Origin of the sequence: Flavobacterium frigoritolerans, from assembly GCF_025847275.1 — a bacterium.
Classification (GTDB): domain Bacteria; phylum Bacteroidota; class Bacteroidia; order Flavobacteriales; family Flavobacteriaceae; genus Flavobacterium; species Flavobacterium frigoritolerans.
This window is the reverse complement of record NZ_JAOZEV010000014.1, coordinates 91,148-114,493: the sequence shown is the minus strand read 5'-3', so window position 1 is coordinate 114,493 and position 23,346 is coordinate 91,148. Positions and strand designations below refer to the sequence as shown.

Here is a 23,346-nt window from a genome sequence, read left to right as displayed (position 1 = left end):
TTTTTATAATTAGCTTCTAACTAATTCACTTTCTATTTTACAAGCTTCTATTATTTGATGAATATCTTCATCTATCACTTCTTTTTTAATATCTGCAAATCTTAAAAATTCTAGATATACAATATCCAATTGTACTTTGGTAAGTTCATAACCTACTTTTTTAGCACGATATGCTAATGCTGCTCTACCACTTCTTGCTGTAAGTATAATCGAAGATTCATTTACTCCTACATCTAGTGGATCCATGATTTCGTAAGTTGCTCTGTTTTTTATTACACCATCTTGGTGAATTCCTGAACTGTGTGCAAAAGCATTTGCTCCTACTATCGCTTTATTTGGCTGTACAATCATTCCCATACTTTCAGAAACTAAACGGCTCATTTCGTTTAGTTGACGAGTATTGATATTTGTATCTAGGTTTAGGTTAGGATGTTGCTTAAATATCATCACTACTTCTTCAAGTGCTGTATTTCCAGCTCGCTCTCCGATACCGTTAATAGTACATTCGATTTGTCTTGCTCCATTTATAGCTCCTGCAATTGAGTTTGCAGTTGCCATTCCTAAATCATTATGACAGTGGCATGAAAGGATTACATTTTCAATACCTTTTACATTTTCTTTTAAATATTTGATTTTTGCTCCATATTCTTCTGGCAAGCAATATCCTGTTGTATCTGGGATATTTAGTACCGTTGCGCCTGATTTTATTACTTCTTCACAAACTTTTGCAAGAAAAGCATTTTCAGTTCTACCTGCATCTTCAGCATAAAATTCTACATCTTCTACATATGATTTGGCGTGTGATACGGCAAATTTTGCTCTTGCTATAATATCTTCTCTGGTCGTGTTTAATTTATGGAGGATGTGAGATTCAGAAGTTCCGATTCCGGTATGGATTCTTGGTTTTTTTGCATGTTTTAATGCTGCTGCTGCAACATCAATGTCATTTTTTACAGCTCTTGTAAGGCCACAGACAGTAGCATTCTCTACAATTTTGCAAATCTCAGAGACTGATAAAAAATCTCCTGGACTAGACACAGGAAAACCTGCCTCAATAATATCAACTCCCATTTCATCCAGGCGCTTTGCTATTACTAACTTTTGTTTTGTATCTAACTTACATCCTGGGACTTGTTCGCCATCTCTTAAGGTGGTGTCAAAAATTTGAACTTTCTCTCTATTCATTTTAATATATTTAATGTAATTTCACATCCTGATAACAAACATATATTGTATTACTTTAGTATGAAATTCATTATAATGAAAATATACTGTTCATAACACAATTTAAAAGTTATTAACTATCTAAATATCAATAAATTACATTATTATATTTTACAATGGCTAACCATCAAAAAGATTTTTTATTTGTATTAATAAAATCCCTTTCCAAATCCGAAAAAAGACAATTTAAGATTTTTGCCAGTCGATTAGAGACTAGCTCAAATACAAAATTTATCGAACTTTTTAATATTTTAGACAAGTCTGAAGTCTACGATGAGAAGCTCATTTTGAAAAGTGGTATTATTAAAAAAGTGCAATTATCTAATCTTAAATCGTATTTGTACAAGCAAATTTTAGTTAGTATCCGCTTGAATATTCCCAGCCAAAACATTCGTTATCAATTACGTGAACAAATTGATTTTGCAGCTATTTTATATAATAAAGGTTTGTACAAACAGAGTTTGAAAATTTTGGATAAAACCAAAATACAAGCAATGGAGAATGACGAAAAATATATGGCGTATGAAATTGTTGAATTCGAGAAATTGATCGAGTCTCAATATATTACACGAAGTATTCAAGGACGTGCAGATGAATTAGTAATTCAGGCTAAAGAGTTAAATTACCGGAATACAATTTCTAGTAAGCTTTCTAATCTATCTCTACAGCTATACGGTATAATGCTGAAAACAGGTTATGTAAAGAGTGATGAAGAATATAAATATATTGATGATTATTTTAACAAACATATTGCTAAATTAGACGAAAGTAAGTTTGGTTTCCGTGAGAAATATTGGTTTTATAATGCCAATTTATGGCGTAGTTTCTTGGTTCAGGACTTTTTGGCAAGCTATAAGTATTCTTATAAATGGGTCACATTGTTTTATGATAATCCCAATATGATTTATCTGAATCCTGTATTCTTTTTAAAAGGGAATAATTATTTCTTAGAGTCTCTTTATATGTTGAAATACAAGTCGAATTTTAAGAAATATTTGACTTTATTAGAAGAAACCATTAATGATCCACGTTTCCCAGTTAATGATAATGTAGCTTCACTATCGTTTTTGTATTTATATAATAATAAACTAAATTATCATATGCTCGATGCATCTTTTGCTGAAAGCGAGTATTTAATTCCCGAAATTCTAGATAAAATAAAGCTCCATAGCGAACATCTTGATGAACATCATGAAATGTTGTTTTTCTATAAAATCGCTTGTATTTATTTTGGTAATGAGAAGTATAATGAATCTATATTTTATCTAGAGAAAATTATAAATAATAAGAATCTTTCAATGCGTGAAGATTTAATGTGTTTCTCTAGAATATTATGTCTTATAGTTCATTATGAATTAGGTAAAGATTATTACTTAGAGAATCAATTGAAAAATACGTATAAGTTTTTATTAAAAATGAATGACTTACACGAAGTGCAAAAAGAAATTATTAAGTTCTTGAAAAACCTGAATAACTTCTACCCTAACGATATTAAGAAGGAATTCATAAAGATGCGTGAACGTTTTATTGAGTTAGAAAAAAACACTTACGAAAAAAGAGCTTTTTTATATTTGGATATTATTTCATGGCTTGAAAGCAAAATTGAGAATCGAAAAATTGCTGATATCATGAAAGAAAAAGCAAAACTCATTAATAGATAAGTTTTTTTCTAGGTTCAGAGGTACAAAGGCTCAAAGGTACAGAGATTCTGAGATTCTAAGAAAATTAGAATAATTTTAAACCTTTGCAACTTAGAACCTCAGAACCTTTGAGCCTATTTTATCTGCAATAGCAACATGTTGATGTTCCTTGTAAGCAAACATCTCCTTTTCCTGGTGTATTTGATAGTACTCCTCCTCCTTCTCCACATAATCTGTCGCATAAGCCGATTGTTGGATTTACATATGGAAGTTTAGTACCTCCGAAAATAAGTTTTTGAGCTTCATTAGTAACAATTTCAATGTTTTTTAGGTTTTTTAAATTTTTCATAATTGTAATAATTTAATTTTTTCCTACTCTTTAGCTTTTCGGATTACGCTTTTTAATCTATTAATAATTAAACGGTTATCGCTTAATTTATCATTGTCTAAATTAAAAAAATATTTTTATAAATTACTCTTTTTTTAATATTTGTAAGAATAACTTGTTTTTGTTTTTAAATTTTTGTGTTTAATTATAGCAAATAAAAAAGGCTTCCGCTATTGGGGAAGCCTTCACTGCTTTTATTCTGAAGATGTTTATTCCTCATAAATAAAAAATCCGAAATTCTAGTAATTGGATTTTCTATTTAAATTATTCTACAATATTAGAACTTGTTACATAGAAATTTTTATCTACTTCAACCGTTCGTTTATCACTTGTTATTTTTTCCGACTTCCATTCTGTAGTTGGTTTTAGCCATATTTCTTCGCCGTTTAGATTTACTTTAACTGGCATATCAAATTTTGCTACACAGTTAGTCCAATGATATCCGAAAGATCCATTTTTAAAGATATATTCAAAAACCGGAATTTGAGTTGTGGTTAAATACTGTGTAAAAACCCTATTGAAATTGATTCCTGATTGCGTATTAATATAATCCTGAATTTGTTTGCCTGTAACCGTTTGATGATAAAAAGTACTGTTTAAACCTCTTAAAATTCCTCTCCATTTTTCATCATCGTTAATCACCTGACGTATTGTATGCAACATATTAGCGCCTTTTGGATACATATCGCCTGAACCTTCATTATTTACATCGTAATTACCAATAATAGGCTTATCATTGGTGATAATTTTTCTGCATCCAATTACATATTCTGCACCTGCATCTTTACCATAATAATATTCAACAAAAAGGCTTTCAGAATAGTTGGTAAAACTTTCATGAATCCACATATCAGCAATATCTTTATATGTGATATTGTTGGCAAACCATTCATGCCCTGATTCGTGAATAATGATAAAGTCAAATTTTAACCCCCAGCCTGTTCCGCTTAAATCACGTCCTTTATATCCATTTTTATAGTCATTACCATAAGTGACGCTGCTTTGATGTTCCATCCCTAAATAAGGTGCTTCAACTAGCTTGTAGCTGTCTTCGTAAAATGGATAAGGACCAAACCAATGTTCAAATGCTTTAAGCATTCTTGGTGCGTCTTTAAAATGTATTTTGGCTTTGGCTAAATTATCTCTTAAAACATAATAGCTACAATCCAGATCTCCTTTTTCACCTTTATATTTTTCAGAAAAATTAACGTAATCTCCAATATTTATGTTTACACCATAATTGTTAATTGGATTTGCTACGTACCAATTAAAGGTTTTTGTACCGTCTTTTAATTTTTTGACACTTTGTAAACGGCCATTAGAAACATCCATTAAATGCCCCGGAACATTTACACTAATAAGCATATTTTCGACCTCGTCGTACATATGGTCTTTATTTGGCCACCAAACGCTGGCTCCTAATCCTTGGCATGATGAAGCGATGAAATCATTTCCATTGCTATCTTTTCTCCAAGTAATACCTCCATCCCAAGGTGGTCGTACAGCAACCTTAGGTTTTCCTCCAAAAAATACTTTTATTTCTTTTACTTCACCAACTTTTTGGTTTGCAATTAATTGAATGAAAAATGCATTTCCCTCTCTTTCAAATTTTAATTCTTTTCCATCTTGGATTACTTTATAGATATCCATTGGTTTTTGCAAATCAATTTGCATTTTGTTGTAATCCTGTAAAACGGTATATCGAATTGTATTTGATCCCGTAATCGTACTATCTTTTGGATTTACCTTTACATCTAGATGATAATATTTTAAATCCCACCAAGCTCTTTCTTTGGTAATGCTGCCCCGTAAGGTATCTTGTCTTGTAAAAGCAGTTTCGGACTTGTTAAGAAGCCCTTGTGCACTTGCATGATTAAAAACAAACGCTGCGAAAAAAATAATGCTAAAACATTTTTTCATGAATTGTAGTTTTGGATTATCGATAATTTTCTTGTAATAATTTTTATTTCAACAAATGTAACCAATCGGATTAAATTCATGGTAATTTCAATTTTCAAATTATCGAAATTAGTTATTGCTATCTAAAATTTCTTGTTTATTTTAGTGCGATATAAACTATAAATTTAGTTATGAGGCTTTCCTATTTATTTTATTTTGTAGTTTTTAGTATTTCTTTTCTATCTTATTCGCAAACTTTTCCTATTCATAAAATCTCCAATCCCTTAATTATAGATGGTGATTTATCAGAATGGAAAACGCCTTTTTTAGGACCATTTGTTATACATGATTCTGGAGTAAAAGCGATGCAGGAAACTTATATTTCTCTTTCATGGGATAATGAAAATTTATATTTGGCGTATAAATGTATCGATTCTAAAATTATTGGATCAGTAAAAAAACATGATGCACCAATATTTAAAAGCGATGATTTAGTCGAATTGTTCATTGATCCTGATGGAGATTCTAAGCATTATCTTGAGATTGGTGTCAATGCTTTTTCTAGTAATTATGATATGATTATTAACTGTATTTCGCCCTTGTGTGGTGGATGGAATACGGATATGTCATTGGATATTTTGGGAATGATAACTAGTAGTAAATTTACAGCAGATGGTTATAATGTCGAAATTAAAATTCCGTTTTCTAGCTTGAATGCGATTAAAAAAGCGGGCTTTACAACTCCAATAGTTGGTGCAAAATGGAAAGGAAATTTTTTTAGAATCGATTATGGTAACACTACAGAATATCAAGCTTTACAATCTTACAAGAGTTTACAATTTGGATTTCATCAATCACAGGAATTTGCAGTTTTTGAATTTGTGGAGTAAAAGTTTAAGTTTTAAGGTTTAGTGAGGCAAAGGCTCAAAGTAAAAAAACTTGACAAAGGTTGCATTGAGATTTTGGTTGCAGATTTTTTTGACTAAGTAACCACATTGTTGTCTTTCTGAGTAACAAAGAATCTCTGTTAGTAGCTCGCCATTTTTGGAAAACTATTAGTTTCTTGCGAAGATTCTTCGTTACTCAGAAAGACAATTTTGAGAATGAAATTGTAGAAAAATCATAATGATTTTGCATCTATAAGTCGGCTTCTTAAATTATTTCTGACGTTTTTTTAATACATCTATGACATCATTTATTTGGAAACCTTTGGCTTGTAGCAGTATCAGGTAGTGAAAAAGTAAATCGGCGCTTTCGCTAAGGAATAAATCATCATTATCATCTTTGGCTTCTATCACAACTTCTATAGCTTCTTCTCCTACTTTTTGGGCAATTTTGTTAATCCCTAATTTGAATAGTGAAGCGACATAGCTTTTTTCTGAATCGGCATTATCTCTTCTTGATTGAATAGTTTTTTCAAGATCTGAAATGAATCCGTAATTTGCTTTGTTCTCTTCTTGCCAGCAAGTATCTGTTCCTGTATGACAAGTTGGTCCTTCGGGTTGTACTTGAATTAATAAGGTATCGTTATCACAGTCGTTTTTGATACTCTTTAGGTGTAAGAAGTTGCCACTCTCCTCGCCTTTTGTCCATAATCGTTTTTTAGTGCGGCTATAGAATGTAACTTTTTGAGTTTCTATGGTTTTTTGATACGCCTCTTCGTTCATGTAACCAAGCATCAACACATTTTTGGTTTCGGCATCTTGGATAATTGCAGGAATTAATCCGTCAGTATTTTTTGAGAAATCTATATTCATAATATTTAGTCAAAAGTTATAAATTCGAAAGTCTTAAAGAAAAAACTAGATTCGAATTTCTATATTGTTATTTTTAATTTGTTGTTTCAAGTCTTTGATTTCAATTTCTTTAAAGTGAAAAACGCTTGCGGCCAATGCAGCATCAGCTTTTCCTTCTTTAAAAGCATCTACAAAATGCTGGATGTTTCCTGCTCCACCCGACGCAATTATTGGTATGTTTACTAATTCTGAAAGCTTAGCTAAGGCCTCATTTGCAAACCCGTTTTTTGTTCCATCGTTATCCATCGATGTGAATAAAATCTCACCTGCTCCACGTTCTGCAACTTCTATTGCCCAATCAAATAAGTTTAATTCCGTTGGAACTTTTCCGCCTACTAAATGTACAATCCATTGCCCGTTAATTTGTTTGGCATCTATGGCAACTACCACACATTGGCTTCCGAATTTTTGTGCTAAATCATTAATTAACTGAGGGGTTTTTACTGCCGAGGAATTTATAGATACTTTATCAGCTCCGTTATTTAGTAAAATAGCAACATCTTCTACAGATGAAATTCCACCACCTACAGTAAACGGAATATTAATTGTAGAAGCAACTTTTCGAACTAAATCTACTAAGGTTTTTCGTCTTTCTTCTGTTGCTGAAATATCCAAAAAAACTAGTTCATCTGCACCTTCATCAGAGTATATTTTAGCTAGTTCTACTGGATCTCCGGCATCGCGTAAATCTACAAAATTTACGCCTTTTACTGTTCTTCCGTTCTTTATATCAAGACAAGGAATAATTCTTTTTGCTAACATTTCTTCAAGTTGTTAATGTGTTTTAATGAGAAAATTAGAAAATGTGATAGTTAGATAATGTTAAGCGCGATAGAAGCAATTGTCTAATTATCTAATTATAAAGCTTTCTAATTGTTTCAATGAAATTCGTCCTTCGTATATTGCTTTTCCGATAATGGTTCCTTCACAACCTAATTCGGCTAGTTTTGGTAATTCATCAAATGTTGAAATTCCACCAGAGGCAATAAGTTTTATTTTTCTTATGATCGCTTTATTATCTGTAATTACTGCTCCTTGATCTACTATTTTTTTATACAAATCAAAACTTGGGCCTTCAAGCATTCCGTCTTTGGCAATATCTGTACAAATCACATATTCAATTCCTTTTTTTATATACTCTTTAATAAACGGTATTAAATCTTCGTTAGAATCTTCTAGCCAGCCTGAAACTGCTACTTTTTCGTTATTGGCATCGGCTCCAAGGATTATTTTATCTGAGCCATATTCGGCAATCCATTTTTCGAATATTTCCCTGTTTTTTACCGCAATACTTCCGCCAGTAATTTGGTTTGCACCACTCTCGAAAGCAATTTTTAAATCGGCATCGGATTTTAATCCGCCACCAAAATCAATTTTTAAGCTTGTTTTTGTAGCAATTTGTTCTAGAATTTTATAATTCACAATTTGGCTAGATTTTGCTCCATCTAGATCGACTAAATGTAAGTCTTCTATTCCGTGTGCTTCAAATGATTTGGCTACTTCAAGCGGGTTTTCATTATAAATAATCTTGGTATTGTAATCCCCCTTGGATAAACGAACACATTTTCCTTCAATGATATCTATGGCTGGTATTATTCTCATTGTTTTAAGTCTTAAAATTTGAAAGACTAAAGTCATTAAAGACTCTAGATTTTATTTATATATTTAAAAAATTTCTTAATATTTGTTCTCCAATAGCTCCACTTTTTTCTGGGTGAAATTGTGTTCCATAAAAATTATTTTTCTGTAATGCCGATGCATATTCTACTCCATAATTGGTCGTAGCAATTGTTTCTTTGCAAAGTGGTGCATAAAAACTATGAACCAAATACATATATTCGTTTTCGTTAATCTCTGTAAACAAAGGAGATTGCAAATTATAAATAGTGTTCCACCCCATTTGTGGTACTTTTAGAATAGGTGCAAATTTTATTACATCAACATCAAAAATTCCTAATCCAGATGTATTTCCTTCTTCAGTTGATTTACACATTAATTGCATTCCTAAGCAAATTCCCAAAACGGGTTGTTTTAGATTTGGAATCAAAGTATATAAACCACTTTCTATTAATTTTTCCATTGCAGAGCTTGCTTCTCCAACACCTGGAAAAATTACTTTGTCTGCGGATAATATTTCGTTACGATTATTGCTTAAAGTAGCTTTAAATCCTAATCTTTCGATTGCGAACATAATGCTCTGGATATTTCCTGCACCGTAATTTATAATTACTATTTTCATTTAATTTTTGTTTCAGGTTTAAAGTTTCAAGTTTCAAGTTACATATCGAACCTGAAACCTAAAACTTGAAACATTTTTTACAACATTCCTTTTGTCGATGGTAAAATCATTTTTTCGGTATCTCTTTTTACGGCTACTTTTATTGATTTAGCAAAAGCTTTAAAAATAGCTTCTATCTTGTGGTGCTCGTTTGTACCTTCGGCTTTGATATTAATATTTGCTTTGGCACCATCGGAGAATGATTTAAAGAAATGATAAAACATTTCCGTTGGCATTTTTCCAACCATTTCACGTTTAAATTCAGTTTCCCAAACTAACCAGTTTCTGCCTCCAAAATCTATGGCAACTTGCGATAAACAGTCGTCCATTGGTAGGCAAAAACCATAACGTTCAATACCTAGTTTGTTTCCTAGTGCTTTTGCAAAAACTTCACCAAGCGCAATTGCAGTATCTTCGATTGTGTGGTGCTCATCGACTTCGAGATCCCCTTTTACGAGGATTTCAAGATCCATTTGTCCGTGACGCGCGATTTGGTCAAGCATATGGTCAAAAAATGCAATTCCGGTTTCGATTTTGCTTTTTCCGGTTCCATCAAGATTCAGGTTAATATAAATATCTGTTTCATTGGTTTTGCGGGTGATTGTAGCCGAACGCGCTTCTAATTTTAAGAACTCATAAATAGTTTTCCAATCGGTAGTTTGTAAAGCAATGACAGGATCTAATTCTTCTCTTTTTGATGCTACTTCAGCACTGCCCAAACCTTCATCTGTATTGATAAAAATAGCTTTCGAACCTAGGTTTTTAGCCAATTCTACATCAGTCAAGCGATCTCCTAAAACAAATGAATTTTCTAGATCATATTCTGGATTATTTAAATATTGCGTAAGCATTCCTGTTCTTGGCTTGCGAGTTGGTGCGTTCTCGTGTGGGAAGGTTTTGTCTATAAAAACAGCATCAAATACAACTCCTTCATTTTCGAATGCCTTTATTATAAAGTTATGTGTTGGCCAGAATGTTTCTTCAGGATGAGAATCAGTTCCTAATCCGTCTTGATTCGTAACCATTACTAATTCGTAATCTAGTTCATTGGCAATTTTAGCCAAATATTGAAATGCTTTTGGGTAGAATTCTAATTTTTCAAAACTATCCAATTGGTAGTCTGCTGGTTCTAGAACCATTGTTCCGTCACGGTCTATAAAAAGTACTTTTTTCATGGTTTGTTTTTCCTTTGCCACTCCCGATAGTTGTCGGGATAAAATGATTATTGATTTTTTTTTAATCTATGATCTTATTTTAGCTTAATGGCTTTAATGCATTAATTAATTTTTTATTTTCTGCCTCAGTTCCAATAGTTAATCGTAAGCAATTTTCGCATAATGGCTGAGTTGTTCTGTTTCTTATAACGATTCCTTTTGCAATTAATTCATCGTATCTTTTGTTGGCATTATCTACTTTTACTAATATAAAATTAGCTTCTGTTGGATATATTTTTTCAATATAATCTACATTAAGTAATACTTTAAGTAATTGTTCTCTTTGTTCAATAATAGAAGCTATTTCTGTATTTGTTTTAGCTGTTTCTTTTAAGCGTAAACCTGCTCTTTGTTGTGTTAGTTCGTTTACGTTGTATGGTGGTTTTATTTTGTTTAAAACAGCGATAACCGCTTCAGTGGCGTAGCAAATTCCTAATCGTATCCCCGCTAGGCCATATGCTTTTGAGAGTGTTTGGGTAATTATTAAATTAGGATATGCATCCAATTCGTTAATCCAGCTTTCTTTTTTAGAGAAATCGATGTAAGCTTCATCAATAACTATCAAGCCTTTAAAATTCTGTAATAATGTAACCACACTTTCATCCGAAAAGGAGTTTCCTGTTGGGTTATTTGGTGAGCATAAAAAGATAATTTTAGTATTCTCATCTACAGCGCTTAAGATTTTCTCAATCTGTGGCTGAAAATCTTCTGAAAGCAAAACTTCTCTATTCTCTACATCATTTATATTTGCCAACACATTATACATTCCGTATGTTGGTGGTAATGAAATCACATTGTCTTTTTTTGGTTCGCAAAACGCACGAAATAGTAAATCTAGTACTTCATCGCTTCCGTTTCCTAATAATATCTGATTTTGGTTTACATTTTTTTGCTTTGCTAAAACCTGTTTCACATTATTTTGTTGTGGATCTGGATAACGATTTACGCCGTTTTCAAAAGGATTTTCGTTGGCATCCAAAAAGACCATATTAGCAGTGTCAAAATCTTCAAATTCATCACGTGCAGACGAATAGGGTTTTAATGTTTTTACGTTTGCGCGTACTAAGTTATTTATATCAAAATTTTCCATGTTATTGTTTTTTTAGCAGTGTCAAGATTACGGAGTTAAGAGTCAGGAGAATAAAGTCAAGATGATAGGTAATAGACATTACTATTGTTCTAAAATATTATATTGATTCTCTTTATTCTGCTTGTAGTTTATACTCTATTTTAATTTATAACGTAGAGTATTTGCTCTATGTTCTTAAATCTATTATCCATTAATCTTTACCTTCAATAATCTTGTCTCTTGCTTCTTTTTCTCAAACCTATTCTCTTGCTTCTATTTTCTTAACTCTATCTGTGCCAATCGTAATGTTACTGCATTTTTATGAGCTTGTAATCCTTCGGCCTCGGCCATGACTTCTATTGCTTTACCGATATTCTGAATTCCTTTTTCGGTTATTTTCTGAAAAGTCATTGATTTCATAAAGCTATCCAGATTTACTCCGCTATAGTTCTTGGCATAACCGTTTGTTGGCAAAGTATGATTGGTTCCAGATGCATAATCGCCTGCACTTTCGGGTGTATAATTACCAATAAAAACAGATCCAGCGTTATAGATTCCATCCGAATAAAAATCATCATCTTCGGTACAAATAATAAAGTGTTCCGGGCCATATTCATTAATTAGCTCTAGAGCAACTGTATTGTTTTCAACATAAATCAATTTTGAATTTGCGATTGCTTTTTCGGCGATTGCTTTTCTTGGTAAAAGGGCAATTTGCGTTTGAATTTCGTTTTCTACAGCATCAATCAGAGTTTTAGATGTAGAAACTAGAATTACCTGACTATCGGTTCCGTGTTCTGCTTGTGACAATAAATCGGAAGCTACAAAGGCAGGAACTGCTGTATCATCGGCAACTACCAATAATTCTGATGGACCTGCTGGCATATCTATTGCTACGCCAAACTGTGTTGCTAATTGTTTTGCTACGGTTACAAACTGATTTCCTGGACCAAATATCTTATATACTTTAGGAATGGTTTCAGTACCAAAGGTCATTCCTGCAATGGCTTGGATTCCTCCTACTTTTATGATTTTGGTTACACCGCATAAATTTGCTGCATATAATATGGCGGGATTTATTTTTCCATTTTTATCTGGTGGTGAGCACAAAACGATTTCATTGCAACCTGCTATTGCCGCAGGGACTGCAAGCATTAAAACTGTCGAGAATAAAGGAGCTGTTCCTCCAGGGATATATAAACCAATTTTTTGAATTGGTCTTTTTTCTTGCCAGCAATTAACTCCTTCAGTGGTTTCAATCGTTATTCTTTCGGTTTTTTGTGCTGAGTGGAATTTGTAAATATTGTTTTTTGCTAACTGTATTGCTTCTTTAAGTTCTTCTGATATTGAGGCTATTGCTTCATTTATCTCATCTTGGGATACTTCATTGTTGTCTAAAGCAATACCATCAAAGATAGAAGTGTATTTTGAAACTGCTTCATCTCCTTTTTTCTGTACTTCTTTAAAGATTTCTTTAACTGTAACTTCGATATCATCGATTGTTTTGGTTGGTCTTTTTAATATTTCTGACCAAGTCTCGGCTGTTGGATTATATATCTTGTTCATTATTTTTTGCATTATGCTTTAGGCTTTAAGCTGTAAGCAATTAGAATCTATTTTTTTATTTGTATTATACTTTAATCTTAAAGCTTTTAAGCATTGAAGTATATCTTGTTTTTTTTGCAAAGCTTAAAGCCTATTGGCTAAAGCTAAAAGCAAAGCTTTTTATTAAAGCACCATTTTTTCAATTGGGCATACCAAAATTCCTTCAGCACCAACATCTTTTAATTGGTCTATTACATCCCAAAATGTGTCTTTATCTATTACTGAGTGTACACTACTCCATCCTTCTTGCGCTAGAGGCAATACGGTAAGACTTCGTAGAACAGGAAGTATTTTTCCAACGTCTTCGATTTTATCATTCGGGATATTCATTAAGATATATCTTGATTTTCGGGCTCTTAAAACAGATTCTATTCTAAATTTAAGAGTATCAATTAGTCTTTGGTTTTCAGGATTTATTTTTGGAGAAACTGCAAGAACAGCTTCACTTTTCAAAATCACTTCTACTTCTTTCAGGTTGTTTTTAAACAATGTACTTCCGCTTGATACAATATCTACAATAGCATCTGCAAGACCAATATTTGGTGCAATTTCTACCGATCCTGAGATTTGGTGTATGTCTACAGACAGTCCGAATGAATTAAAGTAATCAGTAACAGTATTGGGATATGAAGTTGCAATGCGTAATCCGTCAAGGTCTTTTATTGAATTGTATTCGAATGCTTTAGGTACTGCAACTGAAACTTTACATTTTGAAAAGCCTAATTTTTGTGCAATTTGAATTCCTTTTCCTTTTTCGACTAATAGGTTATCTCCAACAATGGCAGCATCTACAACGCCATCGATTAAATATTGTGGGATATCAGAATTTCTTAGGAATAAAACTTCTAAAGGAAAATTAGTGGCTTCTGCTTTTAATTGGTCGTTACCATTGTCTATCGAAATTCCGCAATCTTTTAAGATTTGAATGCTTTCTTCGTTTAAACGACCTGATTTTTGAATTGCAATTTTTAACGTACTCATTTTAGTTTTTTAGTTTAAATTAATAGTTTGAGTACAAAGAATTGGGTACAAAAAAACCCGTTTGAGTACTCAAACGGGTTTTAAAATATGATGATTTACATGCATACCATTAACACATCGCTTGAGAGCAATAATGAAAATGATGATGATGTAATTGAATTAATGACATAACTAAAGTTTATTTTTTCTTTGTTTCGTTTGCAAATATACAGGATAAATTAATTATAAAACAATTTTTAATTTAACTTAAAATGATTTTATTGTTAAATTTAATAATTCTGCTGGGATGTAGCCAGTAATCATTGCTATTTATTTAAAGAAAACACACTTGTTTTATTAAGTTTTAATTGGCTGGATTTTTATAAAAAACTAATTTTACAGTTGTTCCTTCATTTAACTTACTTGAAACTGAAATAGGAATATTTAGTAATAGACTTATTTTTTTTACAATAGATAATCCTAAGCCAATTCCTTTTATTTCGGGATGTAATTCTGCATGTGAACGGAAAAACTGATTGAATACTTTTTGTATATCTTCAGATGGAATTCCTATTCCGTAATCGATAATCTGACATTCGATTTCATTTAAAACATCTGTAACAATAATATCTAATTTGCCATCTTGTTTAGAATACTTTAGGGCATTAGAAATTAAGTTGTTAAGGATTATAGTCAGCAAATACGGATCAGTATCTAAGCAATAATCTTTTTGGAATTTTGTTGAAAGATGAATCTTCTTAGATTGTATTGTATTTGAATGTCGTGAAATTGTATCTAAAATTAAAGCATTTAGATATACTTTTTCTTTTTTTAAATCAGGATCTTTATTTTCAAATCTAGCCAATAATAACAATTGATCAACCAATGTATTTAGTCGGTCAACTTCAGAAATACAGGAGTTTATTTTTTCTTCATATTCTTTATTTCCACGGGGTTTACGTATTAAAACTTCAAGTGTACCTTTTATAATAGTAAGTGGTGTTCTTAACTCATGTGAAGCGTCAGATGTAAATTGTTTTTCTTTTTCAAGAGTATTCTCAATTCGGTCTAATAAGCTGTTTATTGTTTTCGATAATATATATAATTCGTCTCGATTTCCTGGTAGTGGAATTCTAGTTTTTAAATTGTCTTTAGTAATACTATTTGATGTTTCGATAATAGTATTAATAGGCTTAATACTTCTCCCTGCGAAAAATCGTGCGATAAAAAATAATAATATCAAAATAAGTGGAAAAGCAACAACTAATATATAAAATAGGTTGTCGAGCACCATCGTAGAATCGGTTAAAGACATGGCGATTATTAAGGAGCCTATTTTTTTATTTTCTACATAAATAGGCACCTGTATCTGTCTGATAATATTCTTTAATAACTTAGCATTAAAGAATTCAAAATTCTCCTTTTGACTATGAAAAACTAAGGTTTCGGATTTTAAATTGGGGGATTTCTCTATAATTTTCCCGTTTAAATCTAAAAACTGAACAAAGACTGGGTTTACGTCAACAGTATTGTGTTCTCTTTCATTCCACTCCTCTACATCAATCAAAGTTAGAGTACCATTTTTAACATTTATCTCGTCTAAATGATTTTTAATTTCTACTATGATATCATTATCGATATGACTATAAACATTTTGTTTTACAATTGTATAGATAGTAAAAAACACTACAAAAATTAACAATGCAGTGATCGCAATATAATTAAATGCGATTCGGTCCTTAAATGAAAACTGTAGCATCTAAAATTAGTCGTTTGCGATGTAACCAATACCTCGAATTGTTTTTATATAATCTTCTTCGATTTTTAAATTCAATTTTTTTCTAATTGCATTCATAAAAACGTCAATAACGCTGGTGTCATATTCAAAATTAATTTGCCAAACGGCTTGTAATATTTGATTTCGAGTGCATACATTTCCTTTATTCTTAACCAAATAAGTTAATAAATCAAATTCTCTTTGTGTAAGCGAAACCTCAATGCCATTTGTGCAAACAGTATGTTGTGCCAAATTAATTTTGATAGTTCCAAGTGTAAGTATTTCGGGAGTATTTTGGTTTCTGAAATGGATTTTAATTCGTTCAATCAATTCTTCAAAACTAAATGGTTTTTTTATATAATCATTTGCACCTGCTTTTAATCCTTCTATGGTTTCAAGGACAGTGTCTTTTGCAGTCAAAAAGAGTATTGGTGTTGTTGTGTCTTTAATTCTAATGGCTTTGCATAAATCTAATCCATTGATTTTAGGAAGCATCCAATCGAGTAAAATTAGATCAAATTTTTGCTTTTGTGTTAATTCAAAGCCGGCCAAACCATCAGAAGTAGTGGTTATTTCATACCCTTCCTCTTCTAAACCTTGTTTAAGAAATTGCACAATACCTGCTTCATCTTCGACTATTAAAATATGCATTTTTAACTTATTTGTATTTTAAATTTGTTTGTACTGTCTGTAATAAAATTTATTAATAAGCCAGTTTACTCCTTTCAAAGATAAATGTTTTTGGACTCTGTTAGCAATGACTTGGTATTTCTGATTGAAAAATATATTTTAACAAGAATAGTATTCTTAAAAATAACGACTTTAATATTTGTTAAAACAGAAAAAATCTATTATCTTAAGGTAATCTTAAGGTAATGCTAAGTTACACAAAAGATTAGGCTAATAGCTAACAAGGAGAAACAGTTAAATTTGCAACAAATTTTTTAATATGGTATTATATAAAAAGCTCGCCCCGTTTTATTATCTCACTTTTTTTTACTTGCTAGTAAGTTTCGTATTAAGACTAGTTTTATTTTTTCATCCGATAACCGAAACATCCTTTAGTTTTACTGATACGATAAAAATATTTGGACTTGGATTGGTTTCAGATGTATTTGTTTCTGTTATTGCTAGTATTTTTTTATGGTTGTATCTTATTTTTATATCCAATTCTAAATATTTAAAACCTACCGGTTATATTATTTTTGGTGTGTTTCTAGCTTTATTTCTTTATATAGCAAGTGGCAAAAGTATTCTTAATGAGTATGGAGGAGCTTTGCCAAAAATTGTGCTTATATTCATTGGTATAAAAACATTTTTATTCGGCTTATTACTTTTCCTTCCTAATTATCGCGATAAAATTAGATTTTGGTTATTTGCATTTGTAATCTTTTTATATGTGTTGCTAATTTTACAAAATGGAATTAGTGAATATTTTTTCTGGAATGAATTTGGAGTAAAATATAACTTCATTGCAGTGAATTATTTGGTTTATACCAATGAAGTAATTGGTAATATAATGCAGTCTTACCCTGTTATTCCGTTGTTCTCAGCTTTATTTTTAACTGCAGGAACGGTAACTTATTTTATTGTAAAAAGAACGAGAATTTATATCGACAATATCCCCACATTTATAGAGAAGATAAAAATTTCAGCATTATACATTACACTTTTTGCTTTTTCTTTATTTGTGATTCCTCGCTTGGCACTAAGTGAAAATTCTGAAAACACATTTTCTAATGAGTTACAATCAAATGGTTTGTATAAATTTTATTTAGCTTATAAAAATAGTAGTTTAGATTATTTTAAATTTTACAAAACAATTCCTAATGCTCAAGCATATGAAATATTGAAACAGCAACTGCCAACGATTTCTGGTGAAAGTACTTTACGAAAAATAGAAAGTGATTCTGCCGAAAAACGTAAAAATGTAGTTTTAATTACGATTGAGAGTTATAGTGCTGAGTTCATGAAGCGATATGGTAATGATCAGAATATCACTCCTTTTCTGGATAGTTTGGCTGATAAAAGTTTAGAATTTACCAATTTATATGCTGTTGGAAATAGAACTGTTCGTGGTTTGGAGGCAGTAACTTTGTGTATTCCTCCTACTGCAGGAGAAAGTGTGGTTAAAAGACAGGACAACAAGAATAAATTCTCAACAGGTTCTGTTTTTATGAAAAAAGGATATACTACAAAATATCTTTATGGAGGTGATGCTTATTTTGATAATATGAAAGATTTTTTTGCGGGTAATAATTATGATATTGTAGATAAATCGAGTTTCACCCGCGACGAAGTTACATTTTCAAATGTTTGGGGAGTTTGTGATGAAGACATGTCTAATAAAGCAATAAAGGTTATGAATGCTGAAGCTAAAACAAATAAACCTTTCTTTAATCATATCATGACAGTGAGTAATCACCGTCCGTTTACGTATCCAAATGGTAAGATTGATATTCCGGGAGATGTCAAATCTCGTGATGGAGGTGTTAAATATACAGATTATGCACTGAAAAGATTTTTTGCAATGGCAAGTAAACAACCTTGGTTCAAAAACACCGTTTTTGTAATTGTTGCCGATCATTGTGCATCGAGTGCAGGAAAAACAGAACTTCCGCTTGATAAATATAGAATTCCTGCTTTTATTTACAGTCCGGGGTTTGTTCCAGCACAGAAGTACAACATGCTAATGTCACAAATTGATATCATGCCCACTTTATTTGGTTTACTGAACTTTAGTTACGAAAGTAAGTTTTATGGAGAAGATGTTTTAAAATCAGATTATAAACCAAGAGCTTTTATCGCAACATATCAGGATATGGGATTGATAAAGGATAATGTATTAACGATACTTTCGCCAAAGCAAAAGGTAAAACAGTTTCAATTAAATCTGATCCCAAAAGAGGGTATTGCACCCGAATATCAAATTTTTTATGATGAAATTCCATTAACCAAAGAAAGAACGGATTTGGTAAACGAAACAATTTCATATTATCAAACAGCTTCGGATATGTTGAAGCATAAGAAATATGAGAAGAATTAAAGTTTCTGAGGTTCTAAGATATTAAGGTTCAAAGGTTTCAAAGGCTCAAAGGCTCAAAGGCTCAAAGGCTCAAAGGCTCAAAGGTACAAAGGTACAAAGGTACAAAGGTTCAAAGGCTCAAAGGCTCAAAGGCTCAAAGGTACAAAGGCTCAAAGGATTTAACCGCTAAGTTCGCAAAGTGAAAGTAATAAAAAAGGCTCAAATTCAATAGAATTTGAGCCTTTTTGTCTTTCTCAGAACCTCAGAACCTCAGAACCTCAGAACCTCAGAACCTCAGAACCTCAGAACCTCAGAACCTCAGAACCTCAGAACCTCAGAACCTCAGAACCTCAGAACCTCAGAACCTCAGAACCTCAGAACCTCAGTCCCTTTGAACCTTCTCCTTAGTCATTTTGATTCTTTATTCCGAATAAATCTCCGCTTTGAAATAATTTTAAATCATCTTTTAAAGCTTGATTGTTTCTTTGTGTAACCGCTGGAGCATCTAAATCGCTTAAATCAGGTTTTCCTGCATTTACCCATGCAGTGTACCAAAAACTTGCAGTTGCTGTAATAGCTTTTTTCATCTGACTTTCAACCATTCCGTTTAATTCTTTATGCAGTTTCTTAGCATATTCATCAGAGAAAACAGCCGAATTGTATTTGCTCTTTACTACTTTTCCATCAGCATCGATTTTAAAAACTTGATTTTCAGGAGTTGCAGTTCTTAGTTTTTTATCAACCTCTAATAATGGCTGAACTAAACTATGTGTATCATTAATCATATCCCAAGTTGCTTTATGAACATCTTCATAATACTGTGCCTGAGGAACATTTAACTTGTAATTTTTAGCAAATAATTCAGGAAGTCTACTTTCCCAAAGCGAATGAATTCCTTTTTGATCTGTTAATTGTCCATCATGATTAGCAGAAGTATGCAAAGGCATGTGTGCATCACCAATATAATGACCTAAATCGGCAGCAAGAAATAAAATTTCTGCACGATTTTTATCTTTAAATGCTTTGGTTAATTTAACCATCATATCTTCGATGTACCAAGGTAAAATTCCATTTACTTGCAAGAATTTATCATCGTATTTTTTCTTTGCTTCTTCTAAGGTTTTTGGTATGCTATCTGCAGAACCAAAATTTTCCATGTCAAAGTAATGTCTAGGATTTTCATCTTTATAATTCAAGGCATATTTACGAATATCTGGTACTGAAGCTTCTTGTGTAATAAAATCGATGTGATTATAAAAAAACACTTGTAATTGACGTGGAAGAGCCATAACTGCTGCTTTATTGATGCGCTCATGACCAACAATCCCCCACGATAATGTTAAAAAACCAATTCCAATCGCTATGATTGCAATAAATTTAGGTTTCATTCTGAAATTTTTCATTTGTATATTTATTAGGGGTGCAAATGTAATTTATTAAATATGATTTAAAAGAATATCAATTAAGATTATGTTAATTTATATTCGTTTATTTTCAATATCAGTAGATGTCATTTAAAATTTTGCCTTATTTTTACTCTAAAATTAGGCATATGCGTTCCAACTACTTCAGCATTCTTTTATTCTTGTTTTCTTTAATTAGTTCAGCACAAGAAGATATTATACAATTAAAAAATGTTAGTGATACAATCTTAAATTCGAAAAGAGCATTAAATGTGTCAGATCCGTTTAATCCTGTAAAAACAATGCAAAAATTGTTTCCTGGTAAATTATATAAACTTTCTGGTGACAATGTTTTTGTAAGTTGGAAATGTAATAGCTGTAAACCTTTACCTTATGCTGATGCTAATGAAATTGAAGGAGATCAATTATTCCCATATAAAGAAGGGGTTGCCACAAGGGTTCTTGATAATATTGATTACGTAGATTCAAAAGGTAATCAATTTAAGTTGCTGTTGTTCAATCATTCTGATTATGATACTGATGGGGCTCAAACTGGCAGATTCTCTGGTGGTTTGATAGGAATTGCCAAGTTTGCAAAAAATGATAATATTTGGCAAATGAGATCCTTTCAGCCTGCAATTGCTGCCTTTGGAGCATTTTCTAGAGCTCCTTCACCTAAGTTGGTAGAAATAGGAGAAGACCAATATGCATTTACATTAATTCAGGCAAACGGAGGTGCAGGTGCTCCATATTCAGGTTACCTCTATCTTATTGCTGGTTTCGGTGGAAAATACCAACCTATAATGGACTTAGGTTATTATAACCTCACAAATAATGGTCCGGAAAATACACAGTGGTCAAGCGTTTATAAAGTGATTAATGATGGCAAGAAAAAGTTTTTCAAGGATTTTTTAATTACAACAACTGGATTTTATCACAAAGCTAAAGGAACTGAAGAAGATTATGAAGTAGATATGCCAAAGGAAATTAGTGAAATTGCAAAGACAAAAAAACAATTTAATTTTATAATCGAAAAGCGTCTTTCCTTTAATGGGAAGTGGTATTTCGTCGTAGGTGAACCAATTGTAAAATTATCAAATATAAAATAATTTCAAGTTTTAAACTTATTTAATTGAAGTATAAAATTGAAATCAAACTTAAACTAGCAATAACAATCCAAAGCAGCACTCCTTGTACTAAAGGCTTCACTCCTACAGTTTTTAAAACACTTAGGTTTAATCCTGCTCCAATTAAGAATAAAGTTACTGTTAACCCGATTTTAGCCAAGAGAACTAATGTTGGTGCAATGATTGCAGTTTGTGGCACATAAGTATTTAACAACATCGCCAAAATAAACAATCCGATGAAGTAAGGGATTTTAATTTTTGTTTGTTTGTTTTTAAAAAGTACAGTTGTAAGAAGCGCAATAGGAATAATCCATAAGGCACGCGCTAGTTTTACAGTAGTAGCGATTTGCAAAGCTTCAGCTCCAAATTTATTAGCTGCACCAACTACCGAACTTGTATCGTGAATTGCTATAGCACACCATAAGCCAAATTCTCTTTGGGATAAGTCTAATTGATGTCCTATATAAGGGAATAAAAATAAGGCAATTGAGTTTAATATAAAAATTACTCCTAATGCTACAGATGTTTGTTTCTCGTCTGATTTTATTACTGGAGCAATTGCTGCAATGGCACTTCCTCCACAAATAGCAGTTCCACAAGAGATTAAGTGAGATGTTTTCTTATCGATTTTAAACCATTTTCCTAAAAAATATCCTAATATTATAGTGCTAAATATCGAAGCAATAGTAAGAACCAATCCTTCTTTTCCAGCAGTTAATGCGCTTGTAGCATTCATTCCGAATCCTAATCCTACCACAGAAAATTGTAATAAAATAGTAATTGCTTTATGATTGAAATGTAAAAATGGGTTTCCAGACAAATTGGCTACCAATAAGCCTAATAATAAAGCTACTGGAGGTGATATAATTGAAGTTAAGCAAAGTAGTAATAAGAGGGCAAAAATAATTTGTTTCGAGATTGTATTAATCTCAAATAAATGACTTGTTGTATGTTGATTTGTTTTCAAGGTAATAGTATTTAATAATTACAGTACAAAGATCTGTAGTTATTGCAACAATTGCCAATTGTAAATCGCAATAGGCTATAACTTCAAGTTATAGTAATTCGCCATATTTTTTATAAACAATTCGGTAAGAGCATCCGATTTTCCGTGTAGCGTTATGATATAAAAGTATCTCTCGATTGTTAATTTTTCTACATCAAGAACAATTAGTTCATTATTTTTTAGTTCTTTATCAACGGCATGGATAGACATGAAGGCGACACAATCAGAATTTAATAAATAGGATTTAATACTTTCGGTACTTCCTAGCTGCATTTCGATTTGTAGTTCTAATAGCTTGATATTGAATTGTTTTAGAGCGTATTCAATAACTTCAAGTGTTCCAGAACCTCTTTCACGTGTAATAAAGCGTAAATTCTGTAGATCCTCTAATAAAATTTCGTTTTTATTGACTAATGGATTTTTACTACTGCAAACCAAGACCAATTCATCCTTTAAAAACTCAGTATATTTGATTGATTGGTTTTTAGATTGCCCTTCGACAATACCAATTTCTATCTCTTTGTTGATTAAAGCACTCTCGATTTGCTCTGTATTTCCGTTTAGTAAATTGACTTTTATGTCCTGCAATTTCTGATGAAAGCGTGCTAATAAAGGCGGAATAATGTATTGAGAAATGGTTGTACTTGCTCCCAATCGCAATAATCCCTGACGTTCGTTGATAAACGTACTCATATCAAAATCGATTTCTCTATAAATTTCGAATATGTCTTTGGTGTGTTTTAAAAGAATTTCTCCAGCTTTGGTCAAAGTAATTTTAGAACCATTTCGTTCAAAAAGCTTGGTCTTATAGGTTTCTTCTAATTCCTGAATATGCTTAGAAACTGCTGGCTGTGTAATATACAATTCAGCTGCAGCTTTGGTAAAACTCAACCTATTTGCAACAGCAGAAAATACTTTTAGCCTGAAATCCATAA

The 23,346-nt window shown here is 31.7% G+C and carries 20 protein-coding genes; 4 read left to right on the top strand and 16 right to left on the bottom strand.

Annotated elements, in window-relative coordinates; all coding sequences use genetic code 11:
- Positions 1 to 9: 9 nt before the first annotated feature.
- Positions 10 to 1,185, bottom strand: coding sequence for a 2-isopropylmalate synthase (locus OIU80_RS16305; protein WP_264288046.1), 1,176 nt, complete (start codon positions 1,183 to 1,185; stop codon positions 10 to 12).
- A gap of 155 nt (positions 1,186 to 1,340) precedes the next feature.
- Here OIU80_RS16305 and OIU80_RS16300 point away from each other — a divergent pair, with 155 nt between their 5' ends.
- On the top strand, positions 1,341 to 2,885 hold the full coding sequence (locus OIU80_RS16300) for a hypothetical protein (RefSeq protein WP_264288045.1): 1,545 nt from the start codon (positions 1,341 to 1,343) through the stop codon (positions 2,883 to 2,885).
- A 118-nt stretch (positions 2,886 to 3,003) separates the two neighbouring features.
- On the opposite strand, the gene OIU80_RS16295 is transcribed toward OIU80_RS16300, so the two are convergent.
- Positions 3,004 to 3,213: a hypothetical protein gene (locus OIU80_RS16295; protein WP_264288044.1), complete on the bottom strand. Its 210-nt coding sequence runs from the start codon at positions 3,211 to 3,213 to the stop codon at positions 3,004 to 3,006.
- Between the two features lie 303 nt (positions 3,214 to 3,516).
- Complete coding sequence (locus OIU80_RS16290) at positions 3,517 to 5,172, bottom strand: M1 family metallopeptidase (protein ID WP_264288043.1); 1,656 nt, start codon at positions 5,170 to 5,172, stop codon at positions 3,517 to 3,519.
- 170 nt (positions 5,173 to 5,342) lie between these two features.
- Here OIU80_RS16290 and OIU80_RS16285 point away from each other — a divergent pair, with 170 nt between their 5' ends.
- On the top strand, positions 5,343 to 6,041 hold the full coding sequence (locus OIU80_RS16285; RefSeq protein WP_264288042.1) for a carbohydrate-binding family 9-like protein: 699 nt from the start codon (positions 5,343 to 5,345) through the stop codon (positions 6,039 to 6,041).
- Between the two features lie 267 nt (positions 6,042 to 6,308).
- Here the strand turns inward: OIU80_RS16285 and hisIE are convergent, their stop codons facing one another.
- The 10 genes from hisIE to OIU80_RS16235 form a co-directional block, all read right to left on the bottom strand.
- Positions 6,309 to 6,908: a bifunctional phosphoribosyl-AMP cyclohydrolase/phosphoribosyl-ATP diphosphatase HisIE gene (gene hisIE / locus OIU80_RS16280; RefSeq protein ID WP_264288041.1), complete on the bottom strand. Its 600-nt coding sequence runs from the start codon at positions 6,906 to 6,908 to the stop codon at positions 6,309 to 6,311.
- A 45-nt stretch (positions 6,909 to 6,953) separates the two neighbouring features.
- The gene (hisF, locus tag OIU80_RS16275; protein ID WP_264288040.1) at positions 6,954 to 7,709 is read right to left on the bottom strand and encodes an imidazole glycerol phosphate synthase subunit HisF; all 756 of its coding nucleotides are present in this window, start codon (positions 7,707 to 7,709) and stop codon (positions 6,954 to 6,956) included.
- A gap of 87 nt (positions 7,710 to 7,796) precedes the next feature.
- A complete protein-coding gene (hisA, locus tag OIU80_RS16270; RefSeq protein ID WP_264288039.1) occupies positions 7,797 to 8,549 on the bottom strand; it encodes a 1-(5-phosphoribosyl)-5-[(5-phosphoribosylamino)methylideneamino]imidazole-4-carboxamide isomerase in 753 nt (250 codons plus the stop codon).
- A gap of 55 nt (positions 8,550 to 8,604) precedes the next feature.
- On the bottom strand, positions 8,605 to 9,186 hold the full coding sequence (gene hisH / locus OIU80_RS16265; protein WP_264288038.1) for an imidazole glycerol phosphate synthase subunit HisH: 582 nt from the start codon (positions 9,184 to 9,186) through the stop codon (positions 8,605 to 8,607).
- A 77-nt stretch (positions 9,187 to 9,263) separates the two neighbouring features.
- Complete coding sequence (gene hisB / locus OIU80_RS16260) at positions 9,264 to 10,400, bottom strand: bifunctional histidinol-phosphatase/imidazoleglycerol-phosphate dehydratase HisB (protein ID WP_264288037.1); 1,137 nt, start codon at positions 10,398 to 10,400, stop codon at positions 9,264 to 9,266.
- Positions 10,401 to 10,479: 79 nt separating this feature from the next.
- On the bottom strand, positions 10,480 to 11,529 hold the full coding sequence (gene hisC, locus OIU80_RS16255; RefSeq protein WP_264288036.1) for a histidinol-phosphate transaminase: 1,050 nt from the start codon (positions 11,527 to 11,529) through the stop codon (positions 10,480 to 10,482).
- 252 nt (positions 11,530 to 11,781) lie between these two features.
- Positions 11,782 to 13,074 (bottom strand): histidinol dehydrogenase, encoded by a 1,293-nt coding sequence (gene hisD / locus OIU80_RS16250; protein WP_264288035.1) that lies wholly within the window; start codon positions 13,072 to 13,074, stop codon positions 11,782 to 11,784.
- A gap of 162 nt (positions 13,075 to 13,236) precedes the next feature.
- Positions 13,237 to 14,094: an ATP phosphoribosyltransferase gene (hisG, locus tag OIU80_RS16245; RefSeq protein ID WP_264288034.1), complete on the bottom strand. Its 858-nt coding sequence runs from the start codon at positions 14,092 to 14,094 to the stop codon at positions 13,237 to 13,239.
- A gap of 343 nt (positions 14,095 to 14,437) precedes the next feature.
- Positions 14,438 to 15,832 carry a sensor histidine kinase gene (locus OIU80_RS16240; RefSeq protein WP_264288033.1) on the bottom strand — a complete coding sequence of 465 codons (1,395 nt, stop codon included), beginning with the start codon at positions 15,830 to 15,832 and terminating at the stop codon, positions 14,438 to 14,440.
- A 6-nt stretch (positions 15,833 to 15,838) separates the two neighbouring features.
- A complete protein-coding gene (locus OIU80_RS16235; protein ID WP_264288032.1) occupies positions 15,839 to 16,501 on the bottom strand; it encodes a response regulator transcription factor in 663 nt (220 codons plus the stop codon).
- A 298-nt stretch (positions 16,502 to 16,799) separates the two neighbouring features.
- Between OIU80_RS16235 and OIU80_RS16230 the strand changes: the two genes are divergently transcribed.
- Positions 16,800 to 18,896, top strand: coding sequence for an LTA synthase family protein (locus OIU80_RS16230; RefSeq protein ID WP_264288031.1), 2,097 nt, complete (start codon positions 16,800 to 16,802; stop codon positions 18,894 to 18,896).
- 383 nt (positions 18,897 to 19,279) lie between these two features.
- Here OIU80_RS16230 and OIU80_RS16225 read toward each other — a convergent pair whose 3' ends face one another.
- Positions 19,280 to 20,278 (bottom strand): zinc dependent phospholipase C family protein, encoded by a 999-nt coding sequence (locus tag OIU80_RS16225; protein ID WP_264288030.1) that lies wholly within the window; start codon positions 20,276 to 20,278, stop codon positions 19,280 to 19,282.
- A gap of 149 nt (positions 20,279 to 20,427) precedes the next feature.
- On the opposite strand from OIU80_RS16225, the gene OIU80_RS16220 reads away from it, so the two are divergent.
- A complete protein-coding gene (locus tag OIU80_RS16220; protein ID WP_264288029.1) occupies positions 20,428 to 21,387 on the top strand; it encodes a hypothetical protein in 960 nt (319 codons plus the stop codon).
- 19 nt (positions 21,388 to 21,406) lie between these two features.
- Here the strand turns inward: OIU80_RS16220 and OIU80_RS16215 are convergent, their stop codons facing one another.
- Together OIU80_RS16215 and OIU80_RS16210 are read right to left on the bottom strand one after the other, a co-directional pair.
- A complete protein-coding gene (locus OIU80_RS16215; protein ID WP_264288028.1) occupies positions 21,407 to 22,372 on the bottom strand; it encodes a YeiH family protein in 966 nt (321 codons plus the stop codon).
- Positions 22,373 to 22,447: 75 nt separating this feature from the next.
- Entirely contained in the window at positions 22,448 to 23,344 is an 897-nt protein-coding gene (locus tag OIU80_RS16210) for a LysR family transcriptional regulator (RefSeq protein ID WP_264288027.1), read from the bottom strand.
- Positions 23,345 to 23,346 lie beyond the last annotated feature (2 nt).

Excerpts from the sequence above, each read along its gene's own strand:
- hisF (WP_264288040.1), bottom strand. The coding sequence starts at position 7,709 with ATGTTAGCAAAAAGAATTATTCCTTGTCTTGATATAAAGAACGGAAGA.
- hisB (WP_264288037.1), bottom strand. The coding sequence starts at position 10,400 with ATGAAAAAAGTACTTTTTATAGACCGTGACGGAACAATGGTTCTAGAA.
- hisD (WP_264288035.1), bottom strand. The coding sequence starts at position 13,074 with ATGAACAAGATATATAATCCAACAGCCGAGACTTGGTCAGAAATATTA.
- hisC (WP_264288036.1), bottom strand. The coding sequence starts at position 11,529 with ATGGAAAATTTTGATATAAATAACTTAGTACGCGCAAACGTAAAAACA.
- OIU80_RS16230 (WP_264288031.1), top strand. The coding sequence starts at position 16,800 with ATGGTATTATATAAAAAGCTCGCCCCGTTTTATTATCTCACTTTTTTT.
- OIU80_RS16290 (WP_264288043.1), bottom strand. The coding sequence starts at position 5,172 with ATGAAAAAATGTTTTAGCATTATTTTTTTCGCAGCGTTTGTTTTTAAT.
- OIU80_RS16285 (WP_264288042.1), top strand. The coding sequence starts at position 5,343 with ATGAGGCTTTCCTATTTATTTTATTTTGTAGTTTTTAGTATTTCTTTT.
- OIU80_RS16235 (WP_264288032.1), bottom strand. The coding sequence starts at position 16,501 with ATGCATATTTTAATAGTCGAAGATGAAGCAGGTATTGTGCAATTTCTT.
- hisIE (WP_264288041.1), bottom strand. The coding sequence starts at position 6,908 with ATGAATATAGATTTCTCAAAAAATACTGACGGATTAATTCCTGCAATT.
- hisA (WP_264288039.1), bottom strand. The coding sequence starts at position 8,549 with ATGAGAATAATACCAGCCATAGATATCATTGAAGGAAAATGTGTTCGT.
- hisH (WP_264288038.1), bottom strand. The coding sequence starts at position 9,186 with ATGAAAATAGTAATTATAAATTACGGTGCAGGAAATATCCAGAGCATT.
- hisG (WP_264288034.1), bottom strand. The coding sequence starts at position 14,094 with ATGAGTACGTTAAAAATTGCAATTCAAAAATCAGGTCGTTTAAACGAA.
- OIU80_RS16305 (WP_264288046.1), bottom strand. The coding sequence starts at position 1,185 with ATGAATAGAGAGAAAGTTCAAATTTTTGACACCACCTTAAGAGATGGC.
- OIU80_RS16300 (WP_264288045.1), top strand. The coding sequence starts at position 1,341 with ATGGCTAACCATCAAAAAGATTTTTTATTTGTATTAATAAAATCCCTT.
- OIU80_RS16225 (WP_264288030.1), bottom strand. The coding sequence starts at position 20,278 with ATGAAAAATTTCAGAATGAAACCTAAATTTATTGCAATCATAGCGATT.
- OIU80_RS16210 (WP_264288027.1), bottom strand. The coding sequence starts at position 23,344 with ATGGATTTCAGGCTAAAAGTATTTTCTGCTGTTGCAAATAGGTTGAGT.
- OIU80_RS16240 (WP_264288033.1), bottom strand. The coding sequence starts at position 15,832 with ATGCTACAGTTTTCATTTAAGGACCGAATCGCATTTAATTATATTGCG.
- OIU80_RS16220 (WP_264288029.1), top strand. The coding sequence starts at position 20,428 with ATGCGTTCCAACTACTTCAGCATTCTTTTATTCTTGTTTTCTTTAATT.
- OIU80_RS16295 (WP_264288044.1), bottom strand. The coding sequence starts at position 3,213 with ATGAAAAATTTAAAAAACCTAAAAAACATTGAAATTGTTACTAATGAA.